The sequence below is a fragment of the Novosphingobium ovatum genome (assembly GCF_009909235.1).
Lineage (GTDB): Bacteria > Pseudomonadota > Alphaproteobacteria > Sphingomonadales > Sphingomonadaceae > Novosphingobium > Novosphingobium ovatum.
Genome location: NZ_JAAAPO010000005.1, coordinates 92,784 through 119,661, shown reverse-complemented (window position 1 = coordinate 119,661; position 26,878 = coordinate 92,784). Strand labels below are relative to the sequence as shown.

The following is a 26,878-nucleotide window of genomic DNA, read 5'->3' as shown; positions in this document are numbered from 1 at the left end:
GTACACGCGGCGCGGGCAAGGAAGGATTGCAAGTATGATGCTGGGCCGGTCCGCCTGGGGGGTATTCTGGATGGCGCGCTATCTGGAGCGCGCCGAAAACACCGCGCGCATGCTGGACGCGGGGTTCCGCATGGCGCTGACGCGCGGCAACACTGCCGCCAGTGACGAATGGCGCAGCGTGCTGATCACGTTGGGGCTGGACGATGCCTATGCCGCGCTGGGGGGCGATTACACCGGGCCGGCGGTCACCAATTACATTTTGCGCGGGCATAACAATCTGGGCAGCGTGCTGGCCATGATGGAGGCCGCCCGCACCAACGCGCGCATGGTGCGCACCGCCCTGACGCGCGAGGTATGGGAGGCCACCAACGAGAGCTGGATGATGATCCGCGACATGCTGGCCCGCCCGGTCAGGGAATCGGATCTGGGGCATGTGCTGGATTCGATCCGGCGGCAGGCCAGCCTGGTGCGCGGCGCCATGGAAGGCACGATGCTGCGCAATGACATCTTCAACTTTGCCCGCATCGGCACCCATCTGGAGCGTGCCGACAACACGGCGCGCATTCTGGACGTCAAATACCACGTTCTGCTGCCTTCGCTGGCATGGGTGGGGTCGCGGCTGGACAATGCGCAATGGGAAATGGTGCTGCGCTCGGTTTCGGGCGAACGGGCGTTCCGTTGGCTGAACGCGGGCGCGCTGGACCCGCGCGGCATTGCCCAATTCCTGATTCTGGATGGGCGTTTCCCGCGCTCGCTGGCCTATTGTTATAACAAGCTGGCCTCGAACGTGGTGGCGCTGGCCCGTGAATATGGCGAAACCACCTCGGCCTGCCATCTGGTCGGCGAGGCCGCCGAGAAGCTGGGGCGCACCACGATCGCCGAAATCTTTGACTATGGTCTGCATGAATTCCTGACCGATTCGCTGAACGGCAATTTCCGCATCGCCGACGCCATCGCCACCGATTACCGTTTTACCGAATAAGGCCGGGCCGCCGCGCCCGACGCAACACAGGGACATCAAACCGATGCGCATCGCCATCGAGCACCAGACCCGCTACTGCTTTGACCAGCCGGTGTGGCATGGGGTGAAGCGGTTGCGGCTGCGGCCGCGAAATTGCGCCGTGCAGTCCGTGGTGGATTGGGACATGCAGGTGGAGGGCGGCCTGATCGAGGCCGCCTATGAGGACCACAATCTGAACGCCACCGCGCTGGTGTCATTCGGCAACGGCGAGGGTGAGATCACCATCACCTGTCGCGGCACGGTGGACACGCGCGATGCGGCCGGGGTGGTGGGGGCGCATACCGGCTTTATGCCGCTGTGGCTGCTGTCCAACCACACCGAACTGACCGCGCCGGGGCCGAAACTGCGCGCGCTGGCCAGCCGTTTTGAGCGTCATGCCGGGCGGGAGGACAATCTGATTGGCATGTTGCACGACCTGTCGGCGGCGGTGGCCGATGCTGTGGCATATGCGCCGGGCCACACCAGCGCCACCACCACGGCCGAGCAGGCGCTGGTCGCCGGGCGGGGCGTGTGTCAGGATCATGCGCATGTGTTCATCGGCGCGGCGCGCGAATTGGGGCTGCCGGCGCGCTATGTCTCGGGCTATTTGCTGATGCCTGACCGGGTGGCGCAGGACGCCGGCCATGGCTGGGCCGAGGTTTATGTCGCCGGGTTGGGCTGGCTGGCGTTTGACGTGTCGAACGCGATCTGTCCCAACGACCTGTATGTGCGGCTGGCGGTGGGGGCCGATTACCGCGATGCCGCGCCCGTCACCAGCCTGTCGCAGGGCGGGGGCGATGCGACGTTGAGCGTGACGCTGAATGTGGCCGCCGAGCAGCAGATCCAGCAACAGGCGCAGCAGCAGATGATGTAACGGGCGGCGCGAATCGCGCCGTGGCGGGGTGGTCGCCTGTCTGAAGGGCGGTAAATTGCTATCCAATGGGTGGGGGAGCGGGGGTTTGCCTTGACGGCTCTTCGCAATTTGCTCACTCGCGCCGCATAGATTCGGCGGGCATGGCTGCCACCATGGCAGGGCCGCTCGACAGGGGGCAAAGAGCGTGACGTATTGCGTGGGCATGTTGATGGATGCGGGGCTGGTGTTGATGAGCGACACCCGCACCAATTCGGGCGTCGACAATATCTCCACCTTCCGCAAGATGAACCACTGGGAAGTGCCGGGCGAACGGATCGTCGCGCTGATGAGCAGCGGCAATCTGGCAACGACGCAGGCCGTGGTCTCCAAGCTGGAGGAGCGCACCAAGGCCCCGTCAGAACGGCATAATTGCGTGCTGGAAGCGCCCACCATGTTCCAGATCGCCAGCATCGTGGGCAAGGCGTTGCGCGAAACCATCGCCGAGCGGGACCAGTCGAACGGGTTGCAGGCATCGGGCACCTTTTCGGCCACGCTGATTCTGGCCGGGCAGATCAAGGGGATGGAGCCGCGCCTGTTCCTGATCTACCCCGAAGGCAATTTCATCGAGGCCACGCCCGACACGCCCTTTTTTCAGATCGGCGAGACGAAATATGGCCGCCCCATCCTGATTCGCGGCTATGACCCGGCGATGAGTTTCGAGGATGCGATCAAGCTGTTGATGGTCAGCTTTGATTCGACGTTGAAGGCGAATCTGTCGGTTGGCATGCCGCTGGATCTGCTGGTGATCGAGCGCGACCGGCTGGAGCCCACGCTGGAAACCCGCATCACCGCCACCGACCCGTGGTATCGGGTGATTTCCGCCAGTTGGAGCGACAGTTTGCGCGCCGCGCTGGACGGCTTGCCCGATTTTCCGATGCAGACGCGTCAATCCAAGGCCTGAGGCGCAGCGTTCGGGCGGTCAGTGGCAGATGCCATTGCTGGACAGTTCGACATGGAAATGGTCGCGGTGGGCGGCGTTGTATTCCGGCCCCAGCACTGTCCCGAACCGGCGGCACGCGCTGGTGAATACCGTGCGCAGGAATTGCCGTTCCGCCGGGGTGCCTGCGCTCCAATGCGTCATCAGCGTCAACCGCCGCCCATCGGCCAACACAAAGCCCGAGACGTCAATGGCATTGCCGGTCGAATGGGCGCTGCGTTTGGCAGTGCCCGCGATGTTGCGGCAGTTATAGCTGCCCATGGTCTCGATCCGGGCAACCGGGCTGCCCAGGATTTCGCGCGCGGCGCGGTCGATGCCAAACCGCGCCCATCCGGCAAAGCTGTTGGCCAGCGGGCAGGTCACTGGCCCCAGATGGCTGACCCCCAGCGGCGCGTCGTCGCTGGACAGGCTGATCAGGCGTACCGTGTTAATGGTTGAACAACCCGCGCCGTAGAACTGGTCGGGCAGGGGGGTAAAGTTGGCGGCACGGGCACCTAGATCGTTAATGCATTGTCCGCCGGCAATCGGTGGCTGATAGGCGGGGGCAGCACGATAGGCTGCGCCACCACTTTGGTCATAGGGTGCCGCCGCGCCGCGCCATACCGGGCGATAGCTGGCCTGCCGTTCGGCCTGCGGAATGACGCTACAGCCCGTTGCCAGCAGGCAAAGCAGGGCGATGCCCGCGCTCAACCGCTTTGGGTGGGCGCCTGCGCCATGGGGTCGGCCAAAAGGGATCGCCATACTTGCCTCGGTAAAAGTTCGTATGGCAAGATTTTGCCGCTTTGGGGTGAATATGGCGCTGCGGCAATTGGTTAAGGTGGATTTAATGCCGATTTACGGCGTCCTGCCGCAGGCCTGCGCATTTGTGCGGGGCGGCAAATCGGTGCTTGACATGGCGGCCGCGATGTATAGGGCGGCCGGCGGGCCACGCGGTCCCAACGCCGCGCGTGCTCTCTGTGAGGAGAGTCTACATGACTGTTACTGTTCCGGCTACCAAGCCTGCCCGTCCCTTTTTCTCGTCGGGCCCCTGCGCCAAAGCGCCCACCTTCTCTGCTGACAAGCTGGCTACCGAATCCTTGGGCCGCTCGCACCGCGCCAAGATCGGCAAGACGCGTCTGCAGTACTGCATCGACCTGATGCGCGACATTCTTCAGCTGCCCGAAACGCACCGCATCGGCATCGTGCCCGGTTCGGACACGGGCGCGTTCGAAATGGCCATGTGGACGATGCTGGGCGCGCGCCCCGTCACCACGCTGGCTTGGGAATCCTTTGGCGAAGGCTGGGTGACGGACGTTGCCAAGCAGCTCAAGCTGGACCCCACCATCAGCCGCGCTGACTATGGCCAGATCGCCGATCTGAACGCGATCGATTTCAGCCATGACGTGCTGTTCACCTGGAACGGCACCACCAGCGGTGTGCGCGTTCCCAATGCCGATTTCATCCCGGCCGACCGCGAAGGCCTGACCTTTGCTGACGCCACCTCGGCGGTGTTCGCCTATGACATCGACTGGTCGAAGATCGACGTTGCCACCTTCTCCTGGCAGAAGGTGCTGGGCGGTGAGGGCGGCCATGGCGTGCTGATCCTGGGCCCCCGCGCGGTGGAGCGTCTGGAAACCTATACCCCCGCTTGGCCGCTGCCCAAGGTGTTCCGCCTTGTGTCGAAGGGCAAGCTGGCCGAGGGCGTGTTCAAGGGCGAGACCATCAACACCCCGTCGATGCTGGCGGTCGAGGACGCGATCTTTGCGCTGGAATGGGCCAAGGATCTGGGCGGTCTGAAGGGCTTGCAGGCCCGCAGCGACGCCAATGCCGCGGCGCTGAACAAGATCGTTGAAGAGCGCGACTGGCTCTCGCATCTGTGCGAGGACGAGGCGATCCGCTCCAAGACTTCGGTCTGCCTGAGCGTTGCCGGCGCCGATGCCGACTTCATCAAGAAGTTTGCCGCTCTGCTGGAAAAGGAAGACGCCGCCTATGACATCGCGGGCTATCGCGATGCCCCGGCTGGCCTGCGCATCTGGTGCGGCGCGACCGTCAATGTCGAGGACATTGAGGCGCTCGGCCCGTGGCTGGACTATGCCTACGCCACGCTGAACGCGGCCTGATCCACGTTTGATATTCCGGGCGGGCGCGCAATGTCTCGCGCCCGCCCCACTCCCCCACATGACTGCCGATTTCGGCACGCAAGGAAGGCTTTATCATGACCAAGCCCCGCGTACTCATTTCCGACAAGATGGACCCCAATGCCGCCCGCATCTTTGCCGACATGGGCTGTGATGTGGATGTGATCACCGGCGAAACCCCGGAACAGCTGATCGCCCGCATCGGCGATTATGATGGTCTGGCGATCCGTTCGTCGACCAAGGTGACCAAGGAAATCCTGGCCGCCGCGACCCGCCTGAAGGTGATCGGCCGCGCCGGCATCGGCGTCGACAACGTCGACATCCCCGCCGCTTCGGCGCAGGGCGTGGTGGTGATGAACACCCCGTTCGGCAATTCGATCACCACGGCTGAACACGCCATCGCGCTGATGTTTGCCGTCGCCCGCCAGATCCCCGAAGCCAACGCCCAGACACAGGCTGGCCTGTGGCCCAAGAACGGCTTCATGGGCGTGGAAGTCACCGGCAAGACGCTGGGCCTGATCGGCGCTGGCAACATCGGTTCGATCGTTGCTGCCCGCGCGCTGGGCCTGCGCATGAAGGTTGTCGCATTCGACCCCTTCCTGACGCCGGAACGCGCCGTGGAAATGGGCGTCGAGAAGGCCGATCTGGACACGCTGCTGGCCAAGGCGGACTTTATCACGCTGCACACGCCGCTGACGTCCGAGACCAAGAACATCCTGAGCCGCGAAAATCTGGCCAAGACCAAGAAGGGCGTGCGCATCGTCAACTGCGCGCGCGGTGGTCTGGTGGACGAGGCCGCGCTGAAGGACATGCTGGACTCGGGCCATGTGGCCGGCGCCGCGCTGGACGTGTTCGCCACCGAACCGGCCAAGGAATCGCCGCTGTTTGGCACGCCCAACTTCATCTGCACCCCGCATCTGGGCGCATCGACCACCGAAGCGCAGGTCAACGTGGCCTTGCAGGTGGCCGAGCAGATGGCCGAATTCCTGACCACCGGCGGCGTCACCAACGCGCTGAACATGCCCAGCCTGTCGGCCGAGGAAGCCCCCAAGCTGAAGCCGTATATGGCGCTGGCTGAAAAGCTGGGTTCGCTGGTGGGCCAGCTGGCCCATGACAACCTGACCAAGATCGCCATCGAGGTCGAGGGTGCTGCTGCCCAGCTCAACCCCAAGCCGATCACCGGCGCTGTGCTGGCTGGTCTGATGAAGGTCTATTCGCAGACCGTGAACATGGTCAACGCGCCCTTCCTGGCCAAGGAGCGCGGGCTGGACGTGCGCGAAATCCGCCACGACCGCGAAGGCGACTATCACACGCTGATCCGCGTCACCGTCCACACCTCGCAGGGTGACCGCTCGGTCGCCGGCACGCTGTTCGGCAACGCTCAGCCGCGTCTGGTCGAACTGTTCGGCATCAAGGTCGAGGCCGAGCTGGACGGCGACATGATGTATATCGTCAACGAGGACGCCCCCGGCTTTATCGGCCGCATCGGCACCCTGCTGGGCGAAAACGGCATCAACATCGGCACCTTCAACCTGGGCCGTCGTGAAGCCGGTGGCGAAGCCGTGCTGCTGCTCTCGGTCGACAACCCGGTCGAAGGCCCGGTTCTGGACACCGCGCGCAAGCTGCCGGGCGTCAAGACCGTCAAGGCTCTGGCGTTCTGATCCATCAGGACCAGACGGAAACAAACGGGGCGGGAAGGCAGATGCTTTCCCGCCCTTTCCTTATCGTGCAACGCTCGCTAAAGGGCCGCCATGACCAATCCGACCCGCGATCTGCTGCCCGAAGGCCTTGAAGACCGGCTGCCCAGCGCCACGGCTGCCGCCACGCGCATGACGCGCGCGATCATGGATGTGCTGGATGTGCACGGGTACGACCGTGTGCAGCCCCCCGGAATCGAGTTCGAGGAATCGCTGGCCAGCCGCATGGCCGGGATCAGTTCGCGCCGGATGTTCCGCTTTGTCGATCCCGCGTCCTTGCGCATGATGGCGCTGCGCAGTGATATTACGCCGCAGGTGGGGCGCATTGCCGTCACCCGTCTGGCGGCGGCCGCGCGGCCTTTGCGTCTGGCCTATGCCGGGCAGGTGGTGACGATCAAGGGTGACGGGCTGGACCCCACCCGCGAACGGTTGCAAATCGGTGCCGAACTGATCGGCCATGATGGCGTTGTCGCCGCCGGTGAACTGGTGGCCATCGCGGTCGAAGCCTTGCAGGCGGCGGGCGCCACGGGGATCAGCGTTGATTTCACCCTGCCCGATCTGATCGACACGCTGGCCACTGGCCCTTGGCCTTTGGCCGCCGATGCGGTGGACGCGGTGCGCCGCGAACTGGATGCGAAGGACGCGGGCGCATTGGTTGCTGCGGGCGGCGAGGCCTATTTGCCGCTGATCCACGCCACCGGCCCGTTCGCCGCCGCGATTGACCGTCTGGCGGCGCTGGAGGTCGGCGGCGTGCTGGATGGCCGCATCGCCGCCCTGCGTCAGATCGCCGATCATCTGGCCGCCAACGGACTGGCCGATGTGGCGCGCCTGACGCTGGACCCGACTGAGCGGCATGGCTTTGAATATCAAAGCTGGTTTGGCTTCACCATCTTTGCCGACGGAGTGCGCGGCGCGGTGGCCCGTGGCGGATCCTATCGCATTGTTGGTGCCGATGATGGGGCGGGTGAACCGGCGGTGGGCTTCTCGCTCTATCCCGATCCGTTGATCGACGCGCTGGCCGCGCAGGAACCGGCGCGTGATGCGGTGTTCCTGCCGGTGGGGCATGACGTGGCCGCCGCCGCCCGCCTGCGCGCCATCGGCATGCGTACTGTCGCGGCGCTGGGCGATTGCTGTGACGCGGCCCGGCTGGGTTGCACCCATGTGTTGCAGAATGGCGAGGCGGTGCGGATCTGATCCGCACCCGCGCGGTTTATTGCCCGAACACCTGTTTCAACCAGCCATCGACGATGGGCGTGGCGGCATAGGCCGGATCGCCCATGCGCCGGTTGATCTCCATATGGCCGGTCAGCCCTTCGCCCGGAATGCTGGCCAGATCGACCTGGCTGCCCGCCGTGCGCAAGGCCTTGGCCAGTGCTTCGCTTTGGGCGATGCCATCGGGGCGTTGCACATGCGGGATCAGGAAACGCGCCGCGTTGGGCGCCGCGGCCTGTAGCGTGGGCGACAATGCCGCCTGCCGCGCTGGATCATCGCCAAAAGCCTGCGCATAGACCTTTTGCATCATCTGCGGTCCGTCACGCATCTGTAGCGGCACGTCATAGGCCGCGCCATCCACCGGGATCACGCCCGCCACATCGGCAAAGCGCAACCCCGCCGCCTTCAGATAGCGCTCATCCGTGCCGACCAGCGCCACCAGATGCGCGCCCGCCGAATGGCCCATCAGCACGATGCGCCGCCGGTCAATCTTCAGCGTGTCGGCCTGCGCGATGATCCGGGCCAGCGCGGCGGCGACATCGGCGGCCTGATCCTCGACGCGGGCCTGTGGCACCAGCCGGTAATTGATGCTGGCAAAGGCATAGCCCTGCCCCAGATAATGCGTGGGTTTCCAATTGCCGGTGGCGTTGTCCTTGTTCCCCTGTTGCCAGCCGCCGCCATGGACAAACAGCACCAGCGGCACTGGGGCCGTGGCGCCGGGCTGGGGCCATACATCCATCACCTGCGCCGGATCGTTGCCATAGGTTATTGTGGTGGGCGCGGGTGCGCGCGGGGCGTCCCGATCCATCGCCGCCATGCGTTGCGCCATCCGTTCGCGCAGCATCTGGCGCAATGGCCCTTCGGCCTGCGCGCTGCTGGCCAGTGTCACGGCGGCCAGCGCGGCCCCCGCGATTGCATATCCTGTTCGCACCACCTGATCTCCTGACGGCCTTCAGACGGGGGAAGGGTAGCGCGGGAAAGCTGTGCGGGCGATGAACCGATGGGTGGTCAGGGGCGTGCCGCGCTGGTGCGGCGCTGCAATCCGGCTTGACGCGCGGGGCAGGCGTGGCTAACGCGCCCGGCGCAAACACGGGGCCTGTGCGCCCTATCTGTCCCATCCGCTGCGCCGAGTCCTGTCGAAGGGCGCTTCTGGATTTACTTGGCAGGGTGAGGGATTCTATCCATGGCAAATGTGACCGTTGTCGGCGCTCAGTGGGGCGACGAGGGCAAGGGCAAGATCGTCGACTGGCTGGCCAGCCGCGCCGATGTGGTGGTACGTTTTCAGGGCGGCCACAACGCTGGCCACACGCTGGTCGTGGGCGAAAAGGTGTACAAGCTCTCGCTGCTGCCCAGCGGCATTGTCACCGGCACGCTCTCGATCATCGGCAATGGCGTGGTGCTGGACCCGTGGGCGCTGAAGGCCGAGATCGAGAAGCTGGAAGGTCAGGGCGTCACCATCAACCGCGAGAACTTCGCGATTGCCGAGAATTGCCCGCTGATCCTGCCGGTGCACCGCGATCTGGATGGCCTGCGTGAGGCGGCCGCTGGCGCTGGCAAGATCGGCACCACCGGGCGCGGCATCGGCCCGGCCTATGAGGACAAGGTTGGCCGCCGCGCGATCCGCGTGTGCGATCTGGCCCGTCTGGACGAGATCGGCCCCCAACTGGACCGCCTGTGCGCCCATCACGACGCCCTGCGCGCCGGTTTTGGCCAGCCGCCGGTCGACCGCGCCGCACTGATCGCCGAGCTGCGCGAGATCGCCCCCTTTGTCCTGCAATTTGCCGAGCCGGTGTGGAAACGTCTGAACACGGTGAAGAAGGCGGGCGCCCGCGTATTGTTCGAAGGCGCGCAGGGCGTGCTGCTCGACGTCGATCACGGCACCTATCCGTTCGTCACCTCGTCGAACACCGTCAGCGGCACCGCGGCCTCGGGTTCGGGCCTTGGTCCGTCCTCGACCGGTTTCGTGCTGGGCATCGTCAAGGCCTATACCACCCGCGTTGGTTCGGGTCCGTTCCCGACCGAGCTGGAGGATGAAACCGGCCAGCGTCTGGGCGAGCGTGGGCATGAATTTGGCACCGTCACGGGCCGCAAGCGCCGTTGTGGCTGGTTTGACGCGGTGATCGTGCGCCAGTCCTGCGCCATTTCGGGCGTGACCGGCATCGCTTTGACCAAGCTGGACGTGCTGGACGGCTTTGACAAGGTGAAGATCTGCACCGGCTATCGCCTGAATGGCAAGGTGCTGGACTACTTCCCCAGCCATGCCGCCGATCAGGCCGAGGTCGAGCCGATCTATGAGGAAATGGACGGCTGGCAGGGCACGACCGCTGGCGCGCGTTCGTGGGCCGATCTGCCCGCGCAGGCGATCAAATATATCCAGCGCGTGCAGGAACTGATCGAAACGCCGGTGGCATTGGTCAGCACCAGCCCGGAACGCGAAGACACCATTCTGGTGCGCGATCCGTTTCAGGACTGATCGAAAACCGGTCTGATCCGTTCCCGGCGCGAATCACGCCGGGCGATATAGGGCACCCGCCGTTCCGCATGTGGACGGCGGGTGCTTCCGTTTTGGATCAATTCTGGTGGGGTTGTGGGTGCGGACGAGGCATTTGTTACGGAAAATCACGTAAAATCCGCAGGATCGCCTTTCGTCCGATGCGGAGTGAAACTTCGACAAATGCACACTCTATGTTTAATGTTTGTTCCCCGTCTGTATTGACGCGAACGCGTTTTGTTCTATCCTTTACGCATATTCACGGAGCAATCGCCGGGAGGGCTACGCCGATGTCGAATGTTCAATTCGCCGCTTTTTCAGAAAACACTGCTGACTTTTCTTATGGTGGCGCGGGTCATGACGTGTCGGGGATGCGTTTGACCGCATCTGTATTTGCCGACAGGGCACATCAACGCCATGAACTGCGCGAGGATGGTGAGGGCGCGGGCCTGCGCATCCTGGGCGATGATCCGGTGGCGGCGCTGCTGACGAATGAGGCCCATCCGCTGGGCGACGTGGTGTTGCTGGATTGCCCGCAGGTGGATGGCGGGGCGATGGCGGCGCTCTCGCGGCTGGATATGCGCGCGGCGCGGGCCGGGGCGCAGCTGATCGTGTCGACCAGCGTGGACGCGCTGGATGATGTGTTTGGCTGTCTGGATCAGTGCGAGCCGCAGATTCTGGTAGCGCCCAGCCGGGCGGAACGGTTGGTCGCGCTGGGTCAGGTGATGACGCGGATGCCCGGGCGCAAGGTGCGCGAATTGTCCGATCAGGACCGCATCATGCTGCTGCGCCTGACCGAGCAGGTGACCCAGATGGCCGAGCGGATGGACCGCATCGGTGGCACGCCGGCCAGCACGGCCGCGCCTGTCGCGCCTGCGCCGGCCCCCGCGCAGGCACCTTCGGCGTTCCGCTTTGATGGCGCGCGCGCCGGCACGGAGCTGGCGGAAAAGGCCGCCCGCCCGCAATTGCCCGACCCGCGCATGGTGCGCAAACTGATCCGTCAGCGCCAGATGCGCGCCCGCTTTTTCGAGGTCGACCTGTTTGCCGATCCGGCATGGGACATGCTGCTGGACCTGACCGCCGCCAAGGCCGAGAACGCGAAGGTGTCGGTCACCAGCCTGTGCATCGCATCGGGTGTGCCGCCCACGACCGCGCTGCGCTGGATCGGCCAGATGACCGAGGCGGGCCTGCTGCGCCGGATCGAGGATGAGACCGACCGCCGCCGCGCCTTTATCACGCTGACGGACAAGGCCGCCGATGCCATGTCGGCCTATTTCGCCGAACTGGGGGCCAATGCGCGGGTGATTTGATCCGCGTCCCACGGCTCCGATGGCCGCGTTGATGCCCATGATGGCCTCGACGCGGCCAGTCTTTGTATGGACATGGTGGGGGCATGCGAAATGGCGTTTGGGAATTCAGTGGCGGTTCAGCCGGGTGGGCCCTAATGTCAGGCATCAGGCCGGGCTGCAGTGCGACAGCATGCCCGGCAGCGGTTGCCACAGGTTTCGGGCGGATATCATGCCGCGCGGGCCAGAGGCGCCGTGGTCAGGCCTGTCGCGCGGCGTCCGGCCCCCAATGCCGGGCGTTTGAGCACCGGACACAGGGGGAGCGGAAGAGATGCGGGCAGTGGTTCAGGCACGGCCGGGTTTTACGGCCCAGCGCAGGGCGCGTGGTGCTTTTGCGGCGGCGCTGGCGATCGGGTTTGGCAGTGGCGCGGCGCAGGCTGCCGCGCGCGACGTGCCGGTGGTGGCTACGCCGCAGGGCGATGTGGCGATTACCATCTATAACAACGATCTGGCGCTGATTCAGGACCGCCGCCCGTTGAACCTGTCGGGCGGGATCAGCGTGGCCGAATTTGCCGATGTTTCGGCCCAGATCCGGCCGGAGACGGTGACGCTCTCGGTGCCGGGCGCGGGCGTGGTGGAACAGAATTTTGATTATGACCTGCTCTCGCCCGAGCGGTTGGTGGACAAGGGCGTGGGGCAGGACGTGACGATCATCCGCACCAATCCCGGTACCGGCGCCGAAACGGTGGAGCGGGGACGGATCCTTGCCAACAACAACGGCACGCTGGTGCAGATCGGCAGCCGGATCGAGGTGTTGGGCGACATGCATGCGCGGCTGGTGTTCGACCGTCTGCCTGACGGGCTCAAGGCGCGGCCGACACTCTCGGTGCGGCTGAACGCAGCGGCAAGCGGATCGCGGCCCGCCACGCTCAGCTATCTCTCGCGGGGGTTCAGTTGGAAGGCGGATTACGTCGCGCTGTATGACGAGACGCAGGGCAAGCTGGACCTGCAAGGCTGGGTCACGCTGAACAACACCACCGGCACGAGTTTTGCCGATGCGCGGCTGATGCTGGTGGCCGGATCGGTGGGGGAGGAGGCGCAGCCCATGCGCTATGGCCCGCGCCGCCCGGCGGGCGTGGTGGGCACCGGCGGCGGCGATGGTGAGCAATTGGGCGATTTCCACATCTACCCCATCGCGGGCCGCACCACGCTGGCCAATGCGCAGCAAAAGCAGATCGCCTTTCTGGACGCCAAAGCGGTCAGTGCGGCCAAAACCTATTGGTATCGCAATGCGGGGCTGGGCGGGCTGGACGAAGCGGCCAGCTTTGCCAGCGTGCTGCGGTTTGACAATGCGGTGGGCGGGGCGCTGGGCAACGCGCTGCCGGCGGGCGCGGTGCGGGTCTATATGCGCGATGCCAGCGGTCAGCCGCAGTTCATCGGTGAGGACAACATTGCCCACACCCCCGCCGGATCGACTCTAGTGCTGAAAACGGGCGATGCGTTTGACGTCAAGATCCAGCCGGTGGTGGACAAGCGCGAGCGGATCGACAGTGCCGAGTGGGAGCGAGTGGGCCAATATCGCATCACCCGCGATGGCGTGGCGCGACAGGTGACGGTGGAAAAGACGCGCGTGTTCTGGCGCACGCAGATGCGGTACAAGCTGACCAATGCCCGCAGTCAGCCGGTAACGGTTGAGGTGGTGCAGGCAGGCCTTGGCGGGATGTGGAACGACACCCGCGTCTCGGCCGAAAGCGTGCCGGGCAAGCAGCAGAGCCTGGACGAGCGCGTGTGGAAGGTGACCGTCCCCGCCCATGGCGAGGTGAGCCTGACCGCGCAGATCGACACCTCGTTCTGAGGGTGGGGATGATGCGCGCGCCGGGCTGGACCGCAATGGCCCTGTTGGCGGGGCTGGGGCAGGGGGTGGCGTGGGCCGATACGCCCCGCGAAGCACCCACGGCGATGGGGGCGGCTGGGCCGGTGGTGACCAGCGCCGCGCCCGACAGTGTGGCTGTCAGCGTGTATCGTGACACGGACCGGGGCGCGGATGCGGCGATGGAGCTGTCGTTTCTGGGCGGCTATGCGTTGATCACTGAAACGCGGGTGGTGGATATCCCTGCTGGTCGCTCGGTTCTGCGGTTCGAAGGCGTGGCCGCGGGCATGTTGCCCGAAAGCGCGCTGGTCGCGGGCCTGCCGGCGGGTGTGCGGGAAAAGAATCTGGATGCGGCGCTGCTGTCCCCCCACAGCTTGTATGGCGGGGCGTTTGGCCGTCCGGTGACATTGCGCCGGATCGATCCCAAGACCGGCGCCACGCGTGAAGAGCCCGCGATTATCCGCAGCGCGCCCGATGGTGCGGCGATTGTCCAGACCCGCGCCGGGTTTGAAATCGCCGATTGCGGGCCGCAGAAGGATCAACTGGTATATGACGGCTTGCCGCAGGGGCTGAACGCGCGGCCCACCTTGTCGGTGGCGGTCGATGCGCCCCGTGCGGCGCGGGCGCGGGTGAGCCTGTCCTATCTGGCGTGGGGTTTTGACTGGCAGGCGCATTATGTCCTGAAGCTGGCCCCCGGCGCGCGCAGCGCCGAAATGACGGCGTGGGTGACGCTGGCCAGCAGCGATTCCACCAGCTTTCCGGCTGCGCAGACGGTGGTGATCGGCGGGCGGCCCAACATGGAGACCCAGCGGGGCGCGCAGGTGGAAACGCCCGATCTGGTGATGCGCTGCGGGATCTATCCGGTGCGTGGCGGGCGGCCCGAACTGGTCCCTGTACCGCCGCCGCCGCCCGTCCCGGTGATGGCGATGCCCGCGCCGATGATGGCCGACATCATGGTGACGGCTACCGCGCGCAAAAGGGTGGAGCCCGTGACGGTCCGTCAGGAGGCCTTGGGCGATCTCAAGCTGTATCGCGTGCCGATGCCCACCACGGTGGCCGCCCATGCGCAAAAGCAGGTGGCGTTGATAGCGGCGCGGCCGGTAAAGCTGCAATTGCTGTACAAGGCCGATGTGTTTGGCGACACACAATTGCACCCGCGCGTGGCCGTGCGGCTGCACAACCGCAAGGCGGACGGGCTGGGCATGGCGCTGCCAGCGGGCAAGGTCAGCGTGTGGCAGCCGGTGCGTGGGGCGACTTTCCCGGCAGGTGAAGGCAGCATGGCCGACAAGGCGCAGGGCGAGGAAATCGATGTCGAGGTGGCCGATGGCCAGAAGGTGACGTTGCAGGTACGTGCGGCCGAGCCTGCGCCGGGCCGCCGCGATGTGCGGGCGGAATTGACCAATGCCAACCCTTGGCCGATTCGGTTTGAGGGGCGCGTGCCCCTGTTTGCCGGAGAGCGGATCGTCACCAGTTCGGCCCGGCTGGGGCGCAAGAATGGCCTGCCTTTGTGGGTGGTGACGGTGCCAGCACATGGCCGGGTGCAACTGCGTTTTGCCGCGCGTGCGCCCAGCTGATCGGTGGCGCAATGCAGGGGCAAGGGCTAAGCTTCTGTAACTATGTAAATTTGCAGTGGCAACGTTTGCATCAATCGCGATAACCCCGGATTTGCGGGCGTTACGCGGGGTGAAACTATGTGCCGGAGCGGTGGCGATTTCGCTTGCGCAAAAAGGTGTGAACGTGCAGGCACCAAACAGGTATCGCTGATAATAGTTTTTTTGCACAAGGTATAGGAGCTGAAACTGGACACGCGGGTGACAACCATGGCCGGGCTGAGCGGGGTCGGCGTACTGGATGCGGCCCCCGATCCGGTAGAGGGCAGCGATTGCGGCCAGATCAACATGAATGGTCTGGACATGCTGCTGGGCTATAACCTTGGCACGGCCTATGCCGCGCTCTCGTTCGACCTGGACCCCGCGCTGCGGCTGATCGAACTGACGCCCAAGCAGACCTCGATCCTGTGGCTGGTTGAGGTGAACCCCGGCATCACGCAAAGCCAGTTGGCCCGCATGTTCCGCATGCGCCGCGCCACCATCCACCAGATGATCGCCAGCCTGACGCGCAAGGATTTGCTGCGGCTGGAAAGCATCGAGAGTGACCGCCGCGCGCAGGGCCTGTTCATCACCGACGCCGGCCTGCAAAAGCTGGCCGAGGCGCGGGCCTGTGTGTTCAGCATGGAAAACGCGTTCAGCAATGTGCTGACCGATGCCGAATTCCGCATGGCGTTGCAGATCTTGCAGAAGCTGCAAGGGGCAATGCGTGGGGGATAATGGGCGCGGGGGATAACTGCCGCCGCGCTTGACGGTGGTGCCCCGATTTGCGCTATCACGCGGCGATGCAATATTGGAATGCCCGCCGCGAAAGCTGGAACCCGCAAGCCGAAGACGCCCGCGACATTGGTGATGTCGATTACGCCCGTGTAATCCATTCGGCCAGTTTCCGCCGGTTGCAGGGCAAGACGCAGATCCTGAATCTGGGCGACAGCGATTTCTATCGCACCCGTCTGACCCATAGTCTGGAGGTGGCGCAGATCGCTGGCGGGATCGTTCGGCAATTGGCGCAAAACTGTCCCGACCATCCCGCCACCGCGCTGCTGCCTGATCGCGGGACGATCCATGCCATTGGTTGCGCCCATGATTTTGGCCACCCGCCGTTTGGTCATGGGGGCGAGATCGCGCTGAACTACTGCATGCGCGACCACGATGGGTTCGAGGGCAACGGCCAGACCTTGCGCATTCTGGCCCGGCTGGAAAAGTTTTCGGCGCGGGCGGGCGCCAATCTGGCGCGGCGCACGATGCTGGGCGTGCTGAAATATCCGGCGGCCTATGGCGCGGTGCGCAACCCTGCAATTACCCCCGCGCTGATGACCGGCCCCACCACCATCCGGGTGATTGATCCCCACGCCTGCAAACCGCCCAAATGCTATCTGGATGGCGAAGGCGATGTGGTGGACTGGATCCTTGATCCGCTGTCGCCGGCTGATCGTGACGCCTTTACCGCGATCACCCCGCGCGCGGGCCATCACGCGCGCACGCGGCATAAATCGCTGGATTGCGCGATCATGGATGCGGCCGATGACATCGCCTATGGCGTGCATGATCTGGAGGACGCCATCGCGTTGGGGCTGGTCACGCGTGAGGCGTTCGCGGCGGCGTTGCAGGACAAATGCCCTTCGTTTCTGGATGCGATGAAGGCCAAATATCCGGGCGAGAGCGCCAATGATGTCGCCGCCCACATGATCGACGGCCTGTTTGGCGATGAAGGCACGCGCAAACGCTATATCGGGCGGTTGGTGCACCATTTCCTGACCGCCATCACCTATGTGGAACATCCCGAATTTGCCGAGCCATTGTTGCGCTACCGCGTGGCCGTGGCCCAGCCGCAGCGGGCGTTTCTGGATGTGTTGCAGGGCTTTGTCGTGGATCAGGTGATCACCAGCCCAGAGGTGCAGCATCTGGAGTTCAAGGGGCAGGCGATGGTCGTCTCGGTGTTCGAGGCGCTGGCCGCCGATCCGGTGCGCCTGTTGCCGCGCGATGTGCAGGCGCGCTATGATGGCCACCCGCGTGTGCTGTGCGACACGATCGCGGCGATGACGGATGCCCACCTGCTCAAAACCTATGAGCGGTTGTTCAGCCCGCGCATGGGATCGGTGTTTGACCGGTTGTAATTGTGAAAAATGGTGGGCGGTAACGGGCTCGAACCGCTGACCCTCTCGGTGTAAACGAGATGCTCTACCAACTGAGCTAACCGCCCAATCCCATGATATACCGCCATTTATCCGGAGGATTGGAGGCCGGATAAATGGTGTGGGGCGCCTCGGTCTTGGCCATGCGCCCGGTGGTTCGGGGCCTTTGCCTCGAAACGTCCGGATTGGCAATAGGCAATCGGGCACCCGCCAAGAAGAAGGGCCGGTATCGGCCCAGCCCGGCCCGTGTCGCGGGACAGCGGCGGCGACACGCCGCATGTCCCGTCACCACGAGGTCAGAGCCCGCCCACCGCCTTGCCCAGCACCGGATGGGCATAGTGCATTTCCAGATTCTGGCGATAGGGCCAGGTCTGGCGGTGGTTCTCGATCAGTTCGTCCGGGCCCAGCGGGTCCTCGGGAAAGCATGTGGTCAGCGGCTGCAGATGCGCTACCGTGCCGTACCAGCCCTTTTCGTAATCGGCCTGCCACTGCACGACATAGTCCAGCCGTTTGATCTTCCACACGCCGTCTTCGCGCACATAGTCATTCTCGTACATGCCCGCCTCATAGAACTGGTTGGGCAGGCCCGGAGGCGCATATTCGCGGCTCTCGTGGTTGCCACCAAACAGCACGGCGCGGAAACGGCCCTTGGCGGTTTGGCGGTCGGGGGCGACGGTGATGATGTCCTGCATCTGGAAATGGTCCAGCAAAAAGCCATAGACCGGCCCGACCTGCCCCTGGGTAAAGAACTGCTGGAACCAGTCGCCATACAGGCGCCGCGCGCCTTCCTTGCCGCGATAGATGCCCGAGAGGAAGATGATCTCGGCATCATCGGCAAACAGATTGGCCAGATCCTCGGCCCGGTTATAGTCGGTGTAATAGCCATAGGCATAATGCAGACGGCGGATCGCGTTGTGATCCTCCAGCATGCCCACCCGGTCGCGCAATTGCGCCAGTTCGGCCTTCAGTTCGTCGATGTCGGACATGATCCTCTCCTTGTTCTAGCCCTTGTTCAGGAAATCGGCCGCGCGTTCGGCGACCATGATCACCGGCAGGTTGGTGTTGCCGCCCGGCAGGCAGGGAAAGACCGAGGCATCGGCCACGCGCAGGCCATCGACCCCGCGCACGCGCAATTGCCCATCCACCACCGATCCGGCATCGCCCCCCATGCGACAGGTGCCCGACGGGTGATAGGCTGTCGCCCCGGTGGCGCGGACATGGGCCAAAATCGCCGCGTCGCTGTTCAGCGGACCATGGGGGCGGCGCATTGGACCCACCACCTGCGCCAGCGCGGGCTGTTCCAGCAGGCGCAGCAGCGTGCGGCAGCCATGCACCATCGCTGCCCGGTCATCGGGATGTGACAACAGGTTGAACGCGATGCGCGGATGCGCCGCCGGATCAGCGTTGCGCAACGACAGGCGGCCCCGGCTTTTGGGATAGTTCAATGACCACATCGCCCCCATCCGCGCGCCAAACGGGCGGACAAAGGGCGGCATCCACACGCGCGATTCCATCGCCAGCGGCACCAGCAGGAAATGCAGATCGACCTGCGGATTGCCCGGCAGCGACGCAACATTGGCCGAAATGCCCAGCGGCGGCGCGCCCAGAATGCTGTTTTTGCGGGCAAACCAGCGCATCGCCCAACCCAGCAGGCGGTCCAGCCGCAACTGGTTCTCAAACGCCAGATGCGGGGCCAGATCAAACTCCATCCCCGCGCCGGGGTGATCCTGCAAATGTGCCCCCACATCGGGGCTGTCCACCTGCACCGCCACGCCCATGTCGGCCAGATGCGCCCCCGGCCCAATGCCCGACAGCATCAGCAGTTGCGGCGAGTTGATCGCTCCGCCCGCCAGCACCACTTCACGCGCGGCCTGCACGGTGTGCTCGGCCCCATGCTGGCGATAGGCGATGCCGGTGGCGCGCCCATCGGTCATGAGGATGCGCGTGGCCAGCGCGCCGGTGCGCACCTCCAGATTGGGCCGACCCATTGCCGGGCGCAAATAGGCATCCGCCGTGCTGTGGCGCCGCCCGTCGCGGATGGTGAAATCGGGCATGCCAAAGCCATCGGTGCGTTCGCCGTTGAAATCCTGCGTGATCGGGAAACCCATGGCGCGGGCTGCTTGCACGGCGTGGTCATACAGCGGGCTGGGCGCGGGATGCGCCTGCACCGACAGCGGCCCGCTGCCCCCGTGCTGGGGCGTATCGCCGCGCCAATGGCTTTCCAGACGGCGGAACCAGGGCAGCACATCGTCCCAGCCCCAGCCCGGCAGGCCCATGTCGCGCCAGCCGTCATAATCCGCCGCATGGCCGCGAATGGCCATCATCCCGTTAAGCGAGGACGTGCCCCCCAGCATCCGTCCGCGCGCCACCGGCAAACAGCGCCCGTCCAGTTCGGCCTCTGGTTCGGACAGGAAACCCCATGTCAGATCGGGATTGGGCCAGAGTTTTGATACGGCCAGCGGGATCTGCACATCCATCCGCCGGTCGCTGCCGCCCGCTTCCAGCAACAGCACGCGGGTTTGCGGATTTTCGGACAGGCGCGCGGCCAGCACGCAACCGGCCGAACCCGCACCCACGATGACATAGTCGAACCTTTCCATCACACCACTTTCCAGAAACGGAATATCGAGCCTTCGGGATTGCGCTGCCCCACGCCGACAAACAGCGTCTCGTTCATCCAGCCATAGGGGCCTTCGGGCGCCTCGAAACGGGGGGTCATGCGCATGTAATAGCTTTGCGGATCGACCGGCTGTTTGGCCAGCAGGGCGGCCACCACGTTGGGCGGGGCATGACGCACGCCGGTGCTGCGTTTCAGGATCATCGCGCCATCGTCGGTCTGCATCAGATATTGCGATTCAAACCGGCCGCCGCCATCGGGACGAACCATCGGAAAATCACCCCCGCTGCCCGGCACCAGCCGCCCGCGCAGGCCCGGCCCTTCGAAACTGCCGCCTGAAATCAGCACTGCCCCGCGGGTATAGCCATCGGCCACATGGATATGGTGGCGCTCGCCCAGCGACAGGCGCATTTCCATGGCAAATTCCAGACGCATCAGTCGATCCTGTGGATGGAGAGGGTGTCATCGCCATCGGCCTGTTCGGCGACAAAGGCGCGGGTGGCCAGATGGGCCAGCGGGCCATCCTGCGCGGCCTCGAACAACAGCGAGAGGCGCAGGCCGGAAAAGTCCTCCGCGCTTTTGCGGAAACCGGTGCCAAAGGCGCGCAGCAGCGTGCCGCCGCAATCCAGCACATAGCTGGCCTCGACGATGGTCAGGCCGTTGGCGCGGGTCAGCTCGGTCTCGCTGCCGCTGACCAGGCGCGCGTCCAGCCCGTCGCCTGACAGATGTCCGTCGCGCATGGTGGTGATGCGGCGCAGGCCTCCGGTGGCGATGGTGCCGATGGTGGCGGGGGCGGCGCGATCCAGCCACAGCCTATAGGCCGGGGTCAGGAACGGGGTGGGGGCGGTGCAATCGGTCATGGCGGTCTCGCGCATCAGGCCAACATGGCCACGGATTTGAGTTCGGTATAGGCCTCGATGCCCGCGCGGCCGTTTTCGCGGCCAAAACCCGACATCTTCATGCCGCCCGAGGGTAGCGCCATGTCACCGCCGCCGCCCGCGTTGATCCGCACGCTGCCCGCCCGGATGCGCCGTGCCATCCCTTGCGCCCATGCCAGATTGCCTGTCCAGACATAGGCGGCCAGGCCATATGGCGTGTCATTGGCCATGGCCGCGATGGCGTCCAGATCGGTCGAGGCAAAGCTTTGGACGGTCAGCACCGGGCCAAAGATCTCCTCGCGCAGGGCGCTCATGTCGGGGGTGACATCGCACAGCACCGTGGGGGGATAGTAATAGCCGGGCCCATCCGGGACCACCCCGCCGCACAGCGCCCGCGCGCCCGCCGCCAGCGCCGCGTCGACATGGCCCGCGATGCGCCCGCGCTGGATGGCCGAAATCACCGGGCCCAGCCGCGTATCGGGATCATCCACCGGCCCCATGCGCATCGATGCGCCGATATGTGCCACGCGGCGGGCCAGATCATCGGCCACGCTTTCATGCGCGATCAGGCGCGATCCGGCCGAACAGGTCTGGCCGCAATGTGAAAAGATGTTCATGGCAATCGCCATCGCCGCCCGGTCCAGATCCGCATCGGGCATGACGATCACCGGCGATTTGCCGCCCAGTTCCACCGTCACCCGTTTGCAGGCGCCTGCCGCCTGCGCGGCGATCTGGCGACCCACGGCGGTTGACCCGGTAAAGCTGATCTTGGCCACGTCCGGGTGCGCCACCAGCGCCGCGCCCGCCTGTGCGCCGGTGCCGGTAACGATGTTGACATAGCCCGCGGGCACGCCACAGCGCTCCAGACTGCGCGCCAGCCACAGCGCCGACAGCGAGGTCAGTTCGGACGGTTTGAGCACGCAGGCGCAGCCCGTGGCCAGCGCCGGGCCGATCTTGAACGCCACGCCCATCAACGGATAGTTCCAGGGGATGATCTGGCCCACCACGCCCACCGGTTCACGCAGGACATAGCCGACACCGTCACCCGGCCCCGCCAGCTCCACCGTTTCGCCCGTCAACCGCGCGGCCCAGCCGGCGTAATAGCGCAGCACGGCAGCGGCGGCGGGGATGTCGATGTGGCTGGTGGCAAAGATCGGCTTGCCCGCGTCGCGCGATTCCAGCACCGTCAGGATCGCGGCCTGTTCCTCGATCGCGCGGGCCAGCGCCAACAGCGCGTCCTGCCTTTGCGCCGGACCCCAGCGGCGCGGGGCCATGGCGTCTGTCGCGGCCCGCACGGCCATGTCCACCGCCTGCGCGTCGCCCGCACCGATCTGGCCGATCTGGCCTCCGGTCGAGGGATCCTCGACCGTCAAAGTCGAGCTCGCACGCACCCATTCGCCGCCGATGAATTGCGCAGGCGCGCAGGACATGTCGTCCAGAAATTTCTCGATGTCGCGCATGGCGTTGACGGGCCCTTTTTCAGAAGCAGGCCCGAAATCTAACGCCAGAGCGCCACCGCTTCTTGCCTGACAGTGCACCAAGGGGGATCGGCGCGCATGGCTGGGCCTTGGGCTGCTTGCGTCCGCCTTGCCAAGGCGGGCAAGCAAGGATAGCCTTGGCGAAACAAGGAGCGGGGGACGCGAGACCCTGCGGCGAGAGAGGCTATGCTGACAGTCTTTACCACGCGCGCGGCCACCCGTCGCGAGCGCAGCCGTCAATGGAGCGCGCTGACACGGGCCCCGCTGGTCGAGTTCACCGACGACCGCGAGGCCTCGATGCGGGGCGGGACCTTTGGTCCGGCCATGCTGTGTCTGGTCTCGATGGGCAGTCACCGGGTCGAGCAGCGCCACAATGCGCGTGAACATGCGCCCGCCGCGCTGAAATTCCTGTTTCAGGAGGATGGCTGTACGACCGTGCATCAAGCTGGCCACACCCAGACCTTGCAGCCCGGCCAGTGGTGCGCCGTGCGCAAGGACATGGATTTTGTGCTGGATGCGCCGCGCCATTCGCGCCAGTTGACGCTGACACTGCCGTGCAGCGTGCTGTCGCGGCCCGATCATCCGGTGGAATGGTGGCGGATGTCGCGCCCGTTCACGCGGGGGCTGGCGCATGTCCTGCACGCGACCTCGTCGGCGGCCATTCACGCGGGCGGCGTTCTGGTCGAGGCCGAGCGGGCGCAGATCGGCAGCCATGTCGTGCAACAGGCCGACATGCTGATCCGTGCGGTTCTGGCCGATGATCTGCGCGACCAGCGCGAGGAGCGCCGCGCCGAGGTGATGGCCTATATCGACCGTCATCTGGCCGATTTCGATCTGGGGGTGGAGAGCATCGCGCGCGCCTTTGGTTTTTCCAAACGCACCATTCACAAATTGTTCGAGGGGGAGGCGCAGACCGTTGCGCGCCTGATCTGGGACCGGCGGCTGGAGGCGTGTCGATCCGACATGACCGATCCGGCGCTCGCGGGGCGGTCATTGACGGAAATCGCGCATATGTGGGCCTTTGCCGACTCCCAGCATTTCAGCCGCGCGTTCAAGGCGCGCTTTGGCCAGACCCCGCGTGAGTACCGCCAACACGCCCATTCTCCCGCAGCGATTGCGCGGTCAGTCACAAATCTGCGCTGACCGACAATTCCGGCGCCTTTGCTGTGGCTATGAACGGGCACATGTCGCGCCGCCATCGCCGTCGCAAAAGGAGAGGATCCCATGACCACCACCCAACGCCGCGTCGCGGTGTTGCTGCTGGCGCTGCTCAATGCGTTTGGCTTTATCGACCGTGTGCTGGTCGCGCTGGTGGCTGAACGGATCAAGGCGGACTATCTGCTCAACGATTTCCAGATCGGCCTGTTGGGCGGAACGGCCTTTGCGATTGTCAATGCCATGGCCAGCGTGCCGATCGCCCGCATGGCCGAGCGCACCAACCGCGCCCGGCTGACGGCGCTGTTTCTGCTGGTGGGGTCGGGCTTTACCGCGTTGTTGGGGCAGGCGGGCAGTTTTGCGCAACTGCTGGCGTGCCGATTGGGCATGGCGGTGGGCAGCGCCGCGACCGAGGCGCCGCCCCATTCGATGATCTCGGACATGTATCCGCCTGAACGGCGCGCCTCGGCCATTTCCCTGTTCATGCTGGGCGTGCCGCTGGCGGCGCTGTTTGGCTCGTTTGCGGGCGGGGCGATTGCGCAGGCCTATGGCTGGCGGGCGACGTTCCATGCCTTTGGCCTGGTGGGGGGGGGAATCGGGGTGATCTGCCTGTTGTGGCTGAAAGAGCCCGCGCGCATGGCCCCCGAAACCGCCGCGCGTCCCGGCACGCTGGCCGTGCTGCGCCTGATGGGCAGCAGCCGGGTGCTGTCGCTGATCGTGGCGGGCGTCGCCTGCATCTCGCTGGGCAGCTATGGGGTGAACACTTTCCTGCCCGCGTTCTTTTCACGACATTTCGGCATGGATACCGCGCAGGCCGGGCTGATGTTCGGGCTGATCTCGGGCGTGGCCTCGATGGTGGGGACGCTGGCGGGGGGCTATGGCGCGCAATGGGCCGCGCGGCGTGGCGCTGGGCGGATGCTGTGGGTGCCGGCGGCCGGGGTGTGGCTGGGGGTGCCTTTGTTCCTGCTGGGCATGGCTTCGGGCGTGCTGCCGGTGGCGGTGGGACTGATGCTGGTGGGCTCTTGCGGGTTCTACATGGCGATGGGCCCGGCGATCGCCACATTGCACGGCCATCTGGACAGCTATAGCCGCGCTACGGGATCGGCGCTGTTTCTGGTGATCATCCATATGGTCGGTCAGGGCTTTGGCCCGCCGATGGTGGGGCGGCTCAGCGATGTGCTGTCACAGGCGCTGTATGGCGGGGTGGGCGGTTTTGCCGCCGATTGCGCGCGCGGTGTGGCGGCCAGTCCGGCCTGCGCGGCGGCCTCTGCGGGTGGTTTGCAATGGTCGATCGCGGCCTTTTCGCTGTTCTTTGTGGTGGGTGGCGTGTTGCTGGCGATGGCCACGCGCGGCACGTCGGCAATGCGGGAGGCAGCCCATGCGTAAACCATTGACCCTGTTGGCGCTGGTGCTGGCGCTGGGCGGTTGCCAGAAGAGTGCGCCCGATGTCGAATGGCAAAGCCACAGCGGCCCCGATGCTCAGCGCTATTCCACGCTGGCCGATATCGACCGGGGCAATGTTGGGCGGCTGGGGCTGGCCTTTGCGCATGATCTGGAAACCGATCGCGGGCAGGAGGCCACGCCGATCATGGTGGGTGGCGTGCTGTATGTGGTGTCGGCCTATGACGTGGTCGAGGCGCTGGATGCGCGCGATGGCCACCGGCTGTGGCGCTATGACCCTGATGTGCGCGCGGCAACGGCGCGGGGCTGTTGCGGCCCGGTGTCGCGCGGCGTGGCGGTGGCCGATGGCAAGGTCTATCTGGGCGCGATCGATGGCCGCCTGATCGCGCTGGACGCGCGCAGCGGGCAGGTCTTGTGGCAGACGCAGACGGTCGATCAGGCCGATCCGCTGGCGGTGAATTACACGATCACCGGCGCGCCCCGCGTGGTCAAGGACATGGTGCTGATCGGCAATGGCGGGGCCGAATTCGGCGCGCGCGGCTATGTCAGTGCCTATGACCGCAGCAGCGGGCGGCTGCGCTGGCGGTTCTATACCGTTCCGCCAAAGCCGGGCAGGGTGGACCATGCCGCCTCTGATCCGGTGATGGCGCGCGCGGCGCAGACATGGGCGGGGCAATGGTGGCGCTATGGCGGGGGCGGCACCGTCTGGGACGCGATCGAGTATGACCCGAAAAGCGATCTGATCTATATCGGCACCGGCAATGGCTCCCCGTGGAACCACGGGATGCGGTCGGCCGGGCAGGGCGACAATCTCTTCCTCTCGTCAATTGTCGCCCTGCGGGCCGATACCGGGCGCTATGTCTGGCACTATCAGGAAGTGCCGGGCGACAGCTGGGACTATACCGCCACGCAAAACATGGTGATGGCGCGCCTGACGATCAACGGCACGCCGCGCGATGTGTTGATGCAGGCGCCCAAGAACGGCTATTTCTATGTGCTGGACCGGCGGACGGGGCAGTTCCTGTCGGGTAAGCCGTTCATGCCGATGAACTGGTCGCGCGGGATCGATCCGCACAGCGGGCGGCCCGATATCGATCCGCAGGCGCGCTATTACCAGACCGGACAGGCGCGGTTCCAGTTCCCCAGTTCGGGGGGCGCGCATAACTGGCCGCCGATGGCCTTCAGCCCGCAGACCGGGCTGGTCTATATTCCGGCACAGGATGTGGGCATGGTCTATGCCCCGGCCAATGCGGAAAAGCAGGTGGTGGGCGCCTATACCTCGGGCGTGGCGATGGCGGGCGGCGGGCATATGGACGCGGCGGCGACACGCGCGCTCTATTCGGGCATGAAGGGCTATCTGATCGCGTGGGACCCGGTGGCCCAGCGCGAACGATGGCGGGTCAAACAGGTCGCGCCGTTTAACGGCGGCGTGCTGGCGACGGGCGGGCATCTGGTGTTTGCCGGCAATACGGCCGGGCAATTGCAGGCCTTTGACGACACCACGGGCCGGGTGCTGTGGTCGTTCCCGGCGCAAACGGGCGTGCTGGCCCCGCCGATCACCTATCGGTTGCAGGGCACGCAATATGTGGCGGTTATGGCCGGTTGGGGCGGCGGCTGGCCGCTGACGGGCGGCGTCATGGCGTTGCAGGCGGGCAAAACGATCGGCCCCAACCGCCTGCTGGTGTTCGCGCTGGATGGTAAGGCCAAGCTGCCGCCGCTGGTGGCGCCCTCTGGCCCGCCGCCGCGCGCGATCATTGATGTCGCGCCCGCCATCAACGCCCAATATGCGCGCGGCGACGGGCTGTATGGCCGGTTCTGCCTGCGTTGCCACGGGGCGGGCGCGGTCAGCGCGGGGGCCTATCCCGATTTGCGCCAGTCGCCGCTGGTGATGAGCGATGCCTTTCCGCAGATCGTGCTGAACGGGGCGCTGGCGCCGCGCGGCATGCCTTCCTTTGCGGGCCAGCTGACGCGCGCCGATCTGGACGCGATCCGCATCTATCTGGCCCGCCGCAGCTATGAGGATTTGGCAGGAGCACCGCAGAAATGAGACGCCACGCCTTTTGTCTTGCGTTGATGGTCTGGGC

Annotated in this window: 22 protein-coding genes and 1 tRNA gene; 15 read left to right on the top strand and 8 right to left on the bottom strand. The window is 65.6% G+C overall.

All coding sequences use genetic code 11. From position 1 onward, the window contains the following. Window positions 1-37 precede the first annotated feature (37 nt). The 3 genes from GTZ99_RS12920 to GTZ99_RS12910 all read left to right on the top strand — a co-directional run bounded on the left by GTZ99_RS12920 (window position 38) and on the right by GTZ99_RS12910 (window position 2,814). Entirely contained in the window at window positions 38-982 is a 945-nt protein-coding gene (locus GTZ99_RS12920; protein ID WP_161720031.1) for an alpha-E domain-containing protein, read from the top strand. 43 nt (window positions 983-1,025) lie between these two features. Further along, window positions 1,026-1,874 carry a transglutaminase family protein gene (locus tag GTZ99_RS12915; protein WP_161719529.1) on the top strand — a complete coding sequence of 283 codons (849 nt, stop codon included), beginning with the start codon at window positions 1,026-1,028 and terminating at the stop codon, window positions 1,872-1,874. Window positions 1,875-2,058: 184 nt separating this feature from the next. Beyond that, window positions 2,059-2,814 (top strand): proteasome-type protease, encoded by a 756-nt coding sequence (locus tag GTZ99_RS12910; protein ID WP_161719527.1) that lies wholly within the window; start codon window positions 2,059-2,061, stop codon window positions 2,812-2,814. A gap of 18 nt (window positions 2,815-2,832) precedes the next feature. On the opposite strand, the gene GTZ99_RS12905 is transcribed toward GTZ99_RS12910, so the two are convergent. Then, a complete protein-coding gene (locus GTZ99_RS12905) occupies window positions 2,833-3,591 on the bottom strand; it encodes an extensin family protein (RefSeq protein WP_161719525.1) in 759 nt (252 codons plus the stop codon). A gap of 230 nt (window positions 3,592-3,821) precedes the next feature. On the opposite strand from GTZ99_RS12905, the gene GTZ99_RS12900 reads away from it, so the two are divergent. From GTZ99_RS12900 to GTZ99_RS12890, 3 genes are all read left to right on the top strand, one after another. Then, window positions 3,822-4,949, top strand: a complete 1,128-nt coding sequence (locus GTZ99_RS12900; protein WP_161719523.1) for a phosphoserine transaminase — start codon at window positions 3,822-3,824, stop codon at window positions 4,947-4,949. A gap of 95 nt (window positions 4,950-5,044) precedes the next feature. Continuing rightward, window positions 5,045-6,628 carry a phosphoglycerate dehydrogenase gene (gene serA / locus GTZ99_RS12895; RefSeq protein WP_161719521.1) on the top strand — a complete coding sequence of 528 codons (1,584 nt, stop codon included), beginning with the start codon at window positions 5,045-5,047 and terminating at the stop codon, window positions 6,626-6,628. Window positions 6,629-6,718: 90 nt separating this feature from the next. Beyond that, window positions 6,719-7,858: an ATP phosphoribosyltransferase regulatory subunit gene (locus tag GTZ99_RS12890; RefSeq protein ID WP_161719519.1), complete on the top strand. Its 1,140-nt coding sequence runs from the start codon at window positions 6,719-6,721 to the stop codon at window positions 7,856-7,858. A gap of 16 nt (window positions 7,859-7,874) precedes the next feature. On the opposite strand, the gene GTZ99_RS12885 is transcribed toward GTZ99_RS12890, so the two are convergent. After that, a complete protein-coding gene (locus tag GTZ99_RS12885) occupies window positions 7,875-8,720 on the bottom strand; it encodes an alpha/beta hydrolase (RefSeq protein ID WP_161720029.1) in 846 nt (281 codons plus the stop codon). 339 nt (window positions 8,721-9,059) lie between these two features. On the opposite strand from GTZ99_RS12885, the gene GTZ99_RS12880 reads away from it, so the two are divergent. The 6 genes from GTZ99_RS12880 (at window position 9,060) to GTZ99_RS12855 (ending at window position 17,247) form a co-directional block, all read left to right on the top strand. Next, window positions 9,060-10,349 (top strand): adenylosuccinate synthase, encoded by a 1,290-nt coding sequence (locus tag GTZ99_RS12880; RefSeq protein ID WP_161719517.1) that lies wholly within the window; start codon window positions 9,060-9,062, stop codon window positions 10,347-10,349. 389 nt (window positions 10,350-10,738) lie between these two features. Further along, window positions 10,739-11,677, top strand: coding sequence for a winged helix DNA-binding protein (locus GTZ99_RS12875; RefSeq protein ID WP_227711333.1), 939 nt, complete (start codon window positions 10,739-10,741; stop codon window positions 11,675-11,677). 307 nt (window positions 11,678-11,984) lie between these two features. Next, window positions 11,985-13,508, top strand: a complete 1,524-nt coding sequence (locus tag GTZ99_RS12870) for a DUF4139 domain-containing protein (RefSeq protein ID WP_227711332.1) — start codon at window positions 11,985-11,987, stop codon at window positions 13,506-13,508. 11 nt (window positions 13,509-13,519) lie between these two features. Then, a complete protein-coding gene (locus GTZ99_RS12865) occupies window positions 13,520-15,097 on the top strand; it encodes a DUF4139 domain-containing protein (RefSeq protein WP_227711331.1) in 1,578 nt (525 codons plus the stop codon). A gap of 246 nt (window positions 15,098-15,343) precedes the next feature. Further along, window positions 15,344-15,850, top strand: a complete 507-nt coding sequence (locus GTZ99_RS12860) for a MarR family winged helix-turn-helix transcriptional regulator (protein WP_227711367.1) — start codon at window positions 15,344-15,346, stop codon at window positions 15,848-15,850. 65 nt (window positions 15,851-15,915) lie between these two features. After that, window positions 15,916-17,247 (top strand): anti-phage deoxyguanosine triphosphatase, encoded by a 1,332-nt coding sequence (locus GTZ99_RS12855; RefSeq protein ID WP_161719512.1) that lies wholly within the window; start codon window positions 15,916-15,918, stop codon window positions 17,245-17,247. A gap of 10 nt (window positions 17,248-17,257) precedes the next feature. Here GTZ99_RS12855 and GTZ99_RS12850 read toward each other — a convergent pair. The 6 genes from GTZ99_RS12850 to GTZ99_RS12825 form a co-directional block, all read right to left on the bottom strand. Further along, a tRNA-Val gene (locus GTZ99_RS12850) sits at window positions 17,258-17,333 on the bottom strand. A 228-nt stretch (window positions 17,334-17,561) separates the two neighbouring features. Further along, window positions 17,562-18,251: a nuclear transport factor 2 family protein gene (locus tag GTZ99_RS12845; protein ID WP_161719510.1), complete on the bottom strand. Its 690-nt coding sequence runs from the start codon at window positions 18,249-18,251 to the stop codon at window positions 17,562-17,564. A gap of 15 nt (window positions 18,252-18,266) precedes the next feature. Further along, window positions 18,267-19,865, bottom strand: a complete 1,599-nt coding sequence (locus GTZ99_RS12840; RefSeq protein ID WP_161719508.1) for a GMC family oxidoreductase — start codon at window positions 19,863-19,865, stop codon at window positions 18,267-18,269. Then, entirely contained in the window at window positions 19,865-20,317 is a 453-nt protein-coding gene (locus tag GTZ99_RS12835) for a DUF3237 domain-containing protein (protein ID WP_161719506.1), read from the bottom strand. Before GTZ99_RS12835 ends, GTZ99_RS12840 begins: the two co-directional genes overlap by 1 nt. Continuing rightward, window positions 20,317-20,757: a DUF3237 family protein gene (locus GTZ99_RS12830; protein ID WP_161719504.1), complete on the bottom strand. Its 441-nt coding sequence runs from the start codon at window positions 20,755-20,757 to the stop codon at window positions 20,317-20,319. The genes GTZ99_RS12835 and GTZ99_RS12830 overlap by 1 nt, the downstream gene beginning before the upstream one ends. Further along, on the bottom strand, window positions 20,757-22,220 hold the full coding sequence (locus GTZ99_RS12825) for an aldehyde dehydrogenase family protein (protein WP_227711330.1): 1,464 nt from the start codon (window positions 22,218-22,220) through the stop codon (window positions 20,757-20,759). Before GTZ99_RS12825 ends, GTZ99_RS12830 begins: the two co-directional genes overlap by 1 nt. Before the next feature lie 204 nt (window positions 22,221-22,424). Here GTZ99_RS12825 and GTZ99_RS12820 point away from each other — a divergent pair, with 204 nt between their 5' ends. From GTZ99_RS12820 to GTZ99_RS12810, 3 genes are all read left to right on the top strand, one after another. Continuing rightward, the gene (locus GTZ99_RS12820; protein WP_161719502.1) at window positions 22,425-23,381 is read left to right on the top strand and encodes a helix-turn-helix domain-containing protein; all 957 of its coding nucleotides are present in this window, start codon (window positions 22,425-22,427) and stop codon (window positions 23,379-23,381) included. A gap of 81 nt (window positions 23,382-23,462) precedes the next feature. After that, entirely contained in the window at window positions 23,463-24,779 is a 1,317-nt protein-coding gene (locus GTZ99_RS12815; protein WP_161719500.1) for an MFS transporter, read from the top strand. Then, window positions 24,772-26,841 (top strand): PQQ-dependent dehydrogenase, methanol/ethanol family, encoded by a 2,070-nt coding sequence (locus tag GTZ99_RS12810; RefSeq protein WP_161719498.1) that lies wholly within the window; start codon window positions 24,772-24,774, stop codon window positions 26,839-26,841. The genes GTZ99_RS12815 and GTZ99_RS12810 overlap by 8 nt, the downstream gene beginning before the upstream one ends. Window positions 26,842-26,878: the final 37 nt, after the last annotated feature.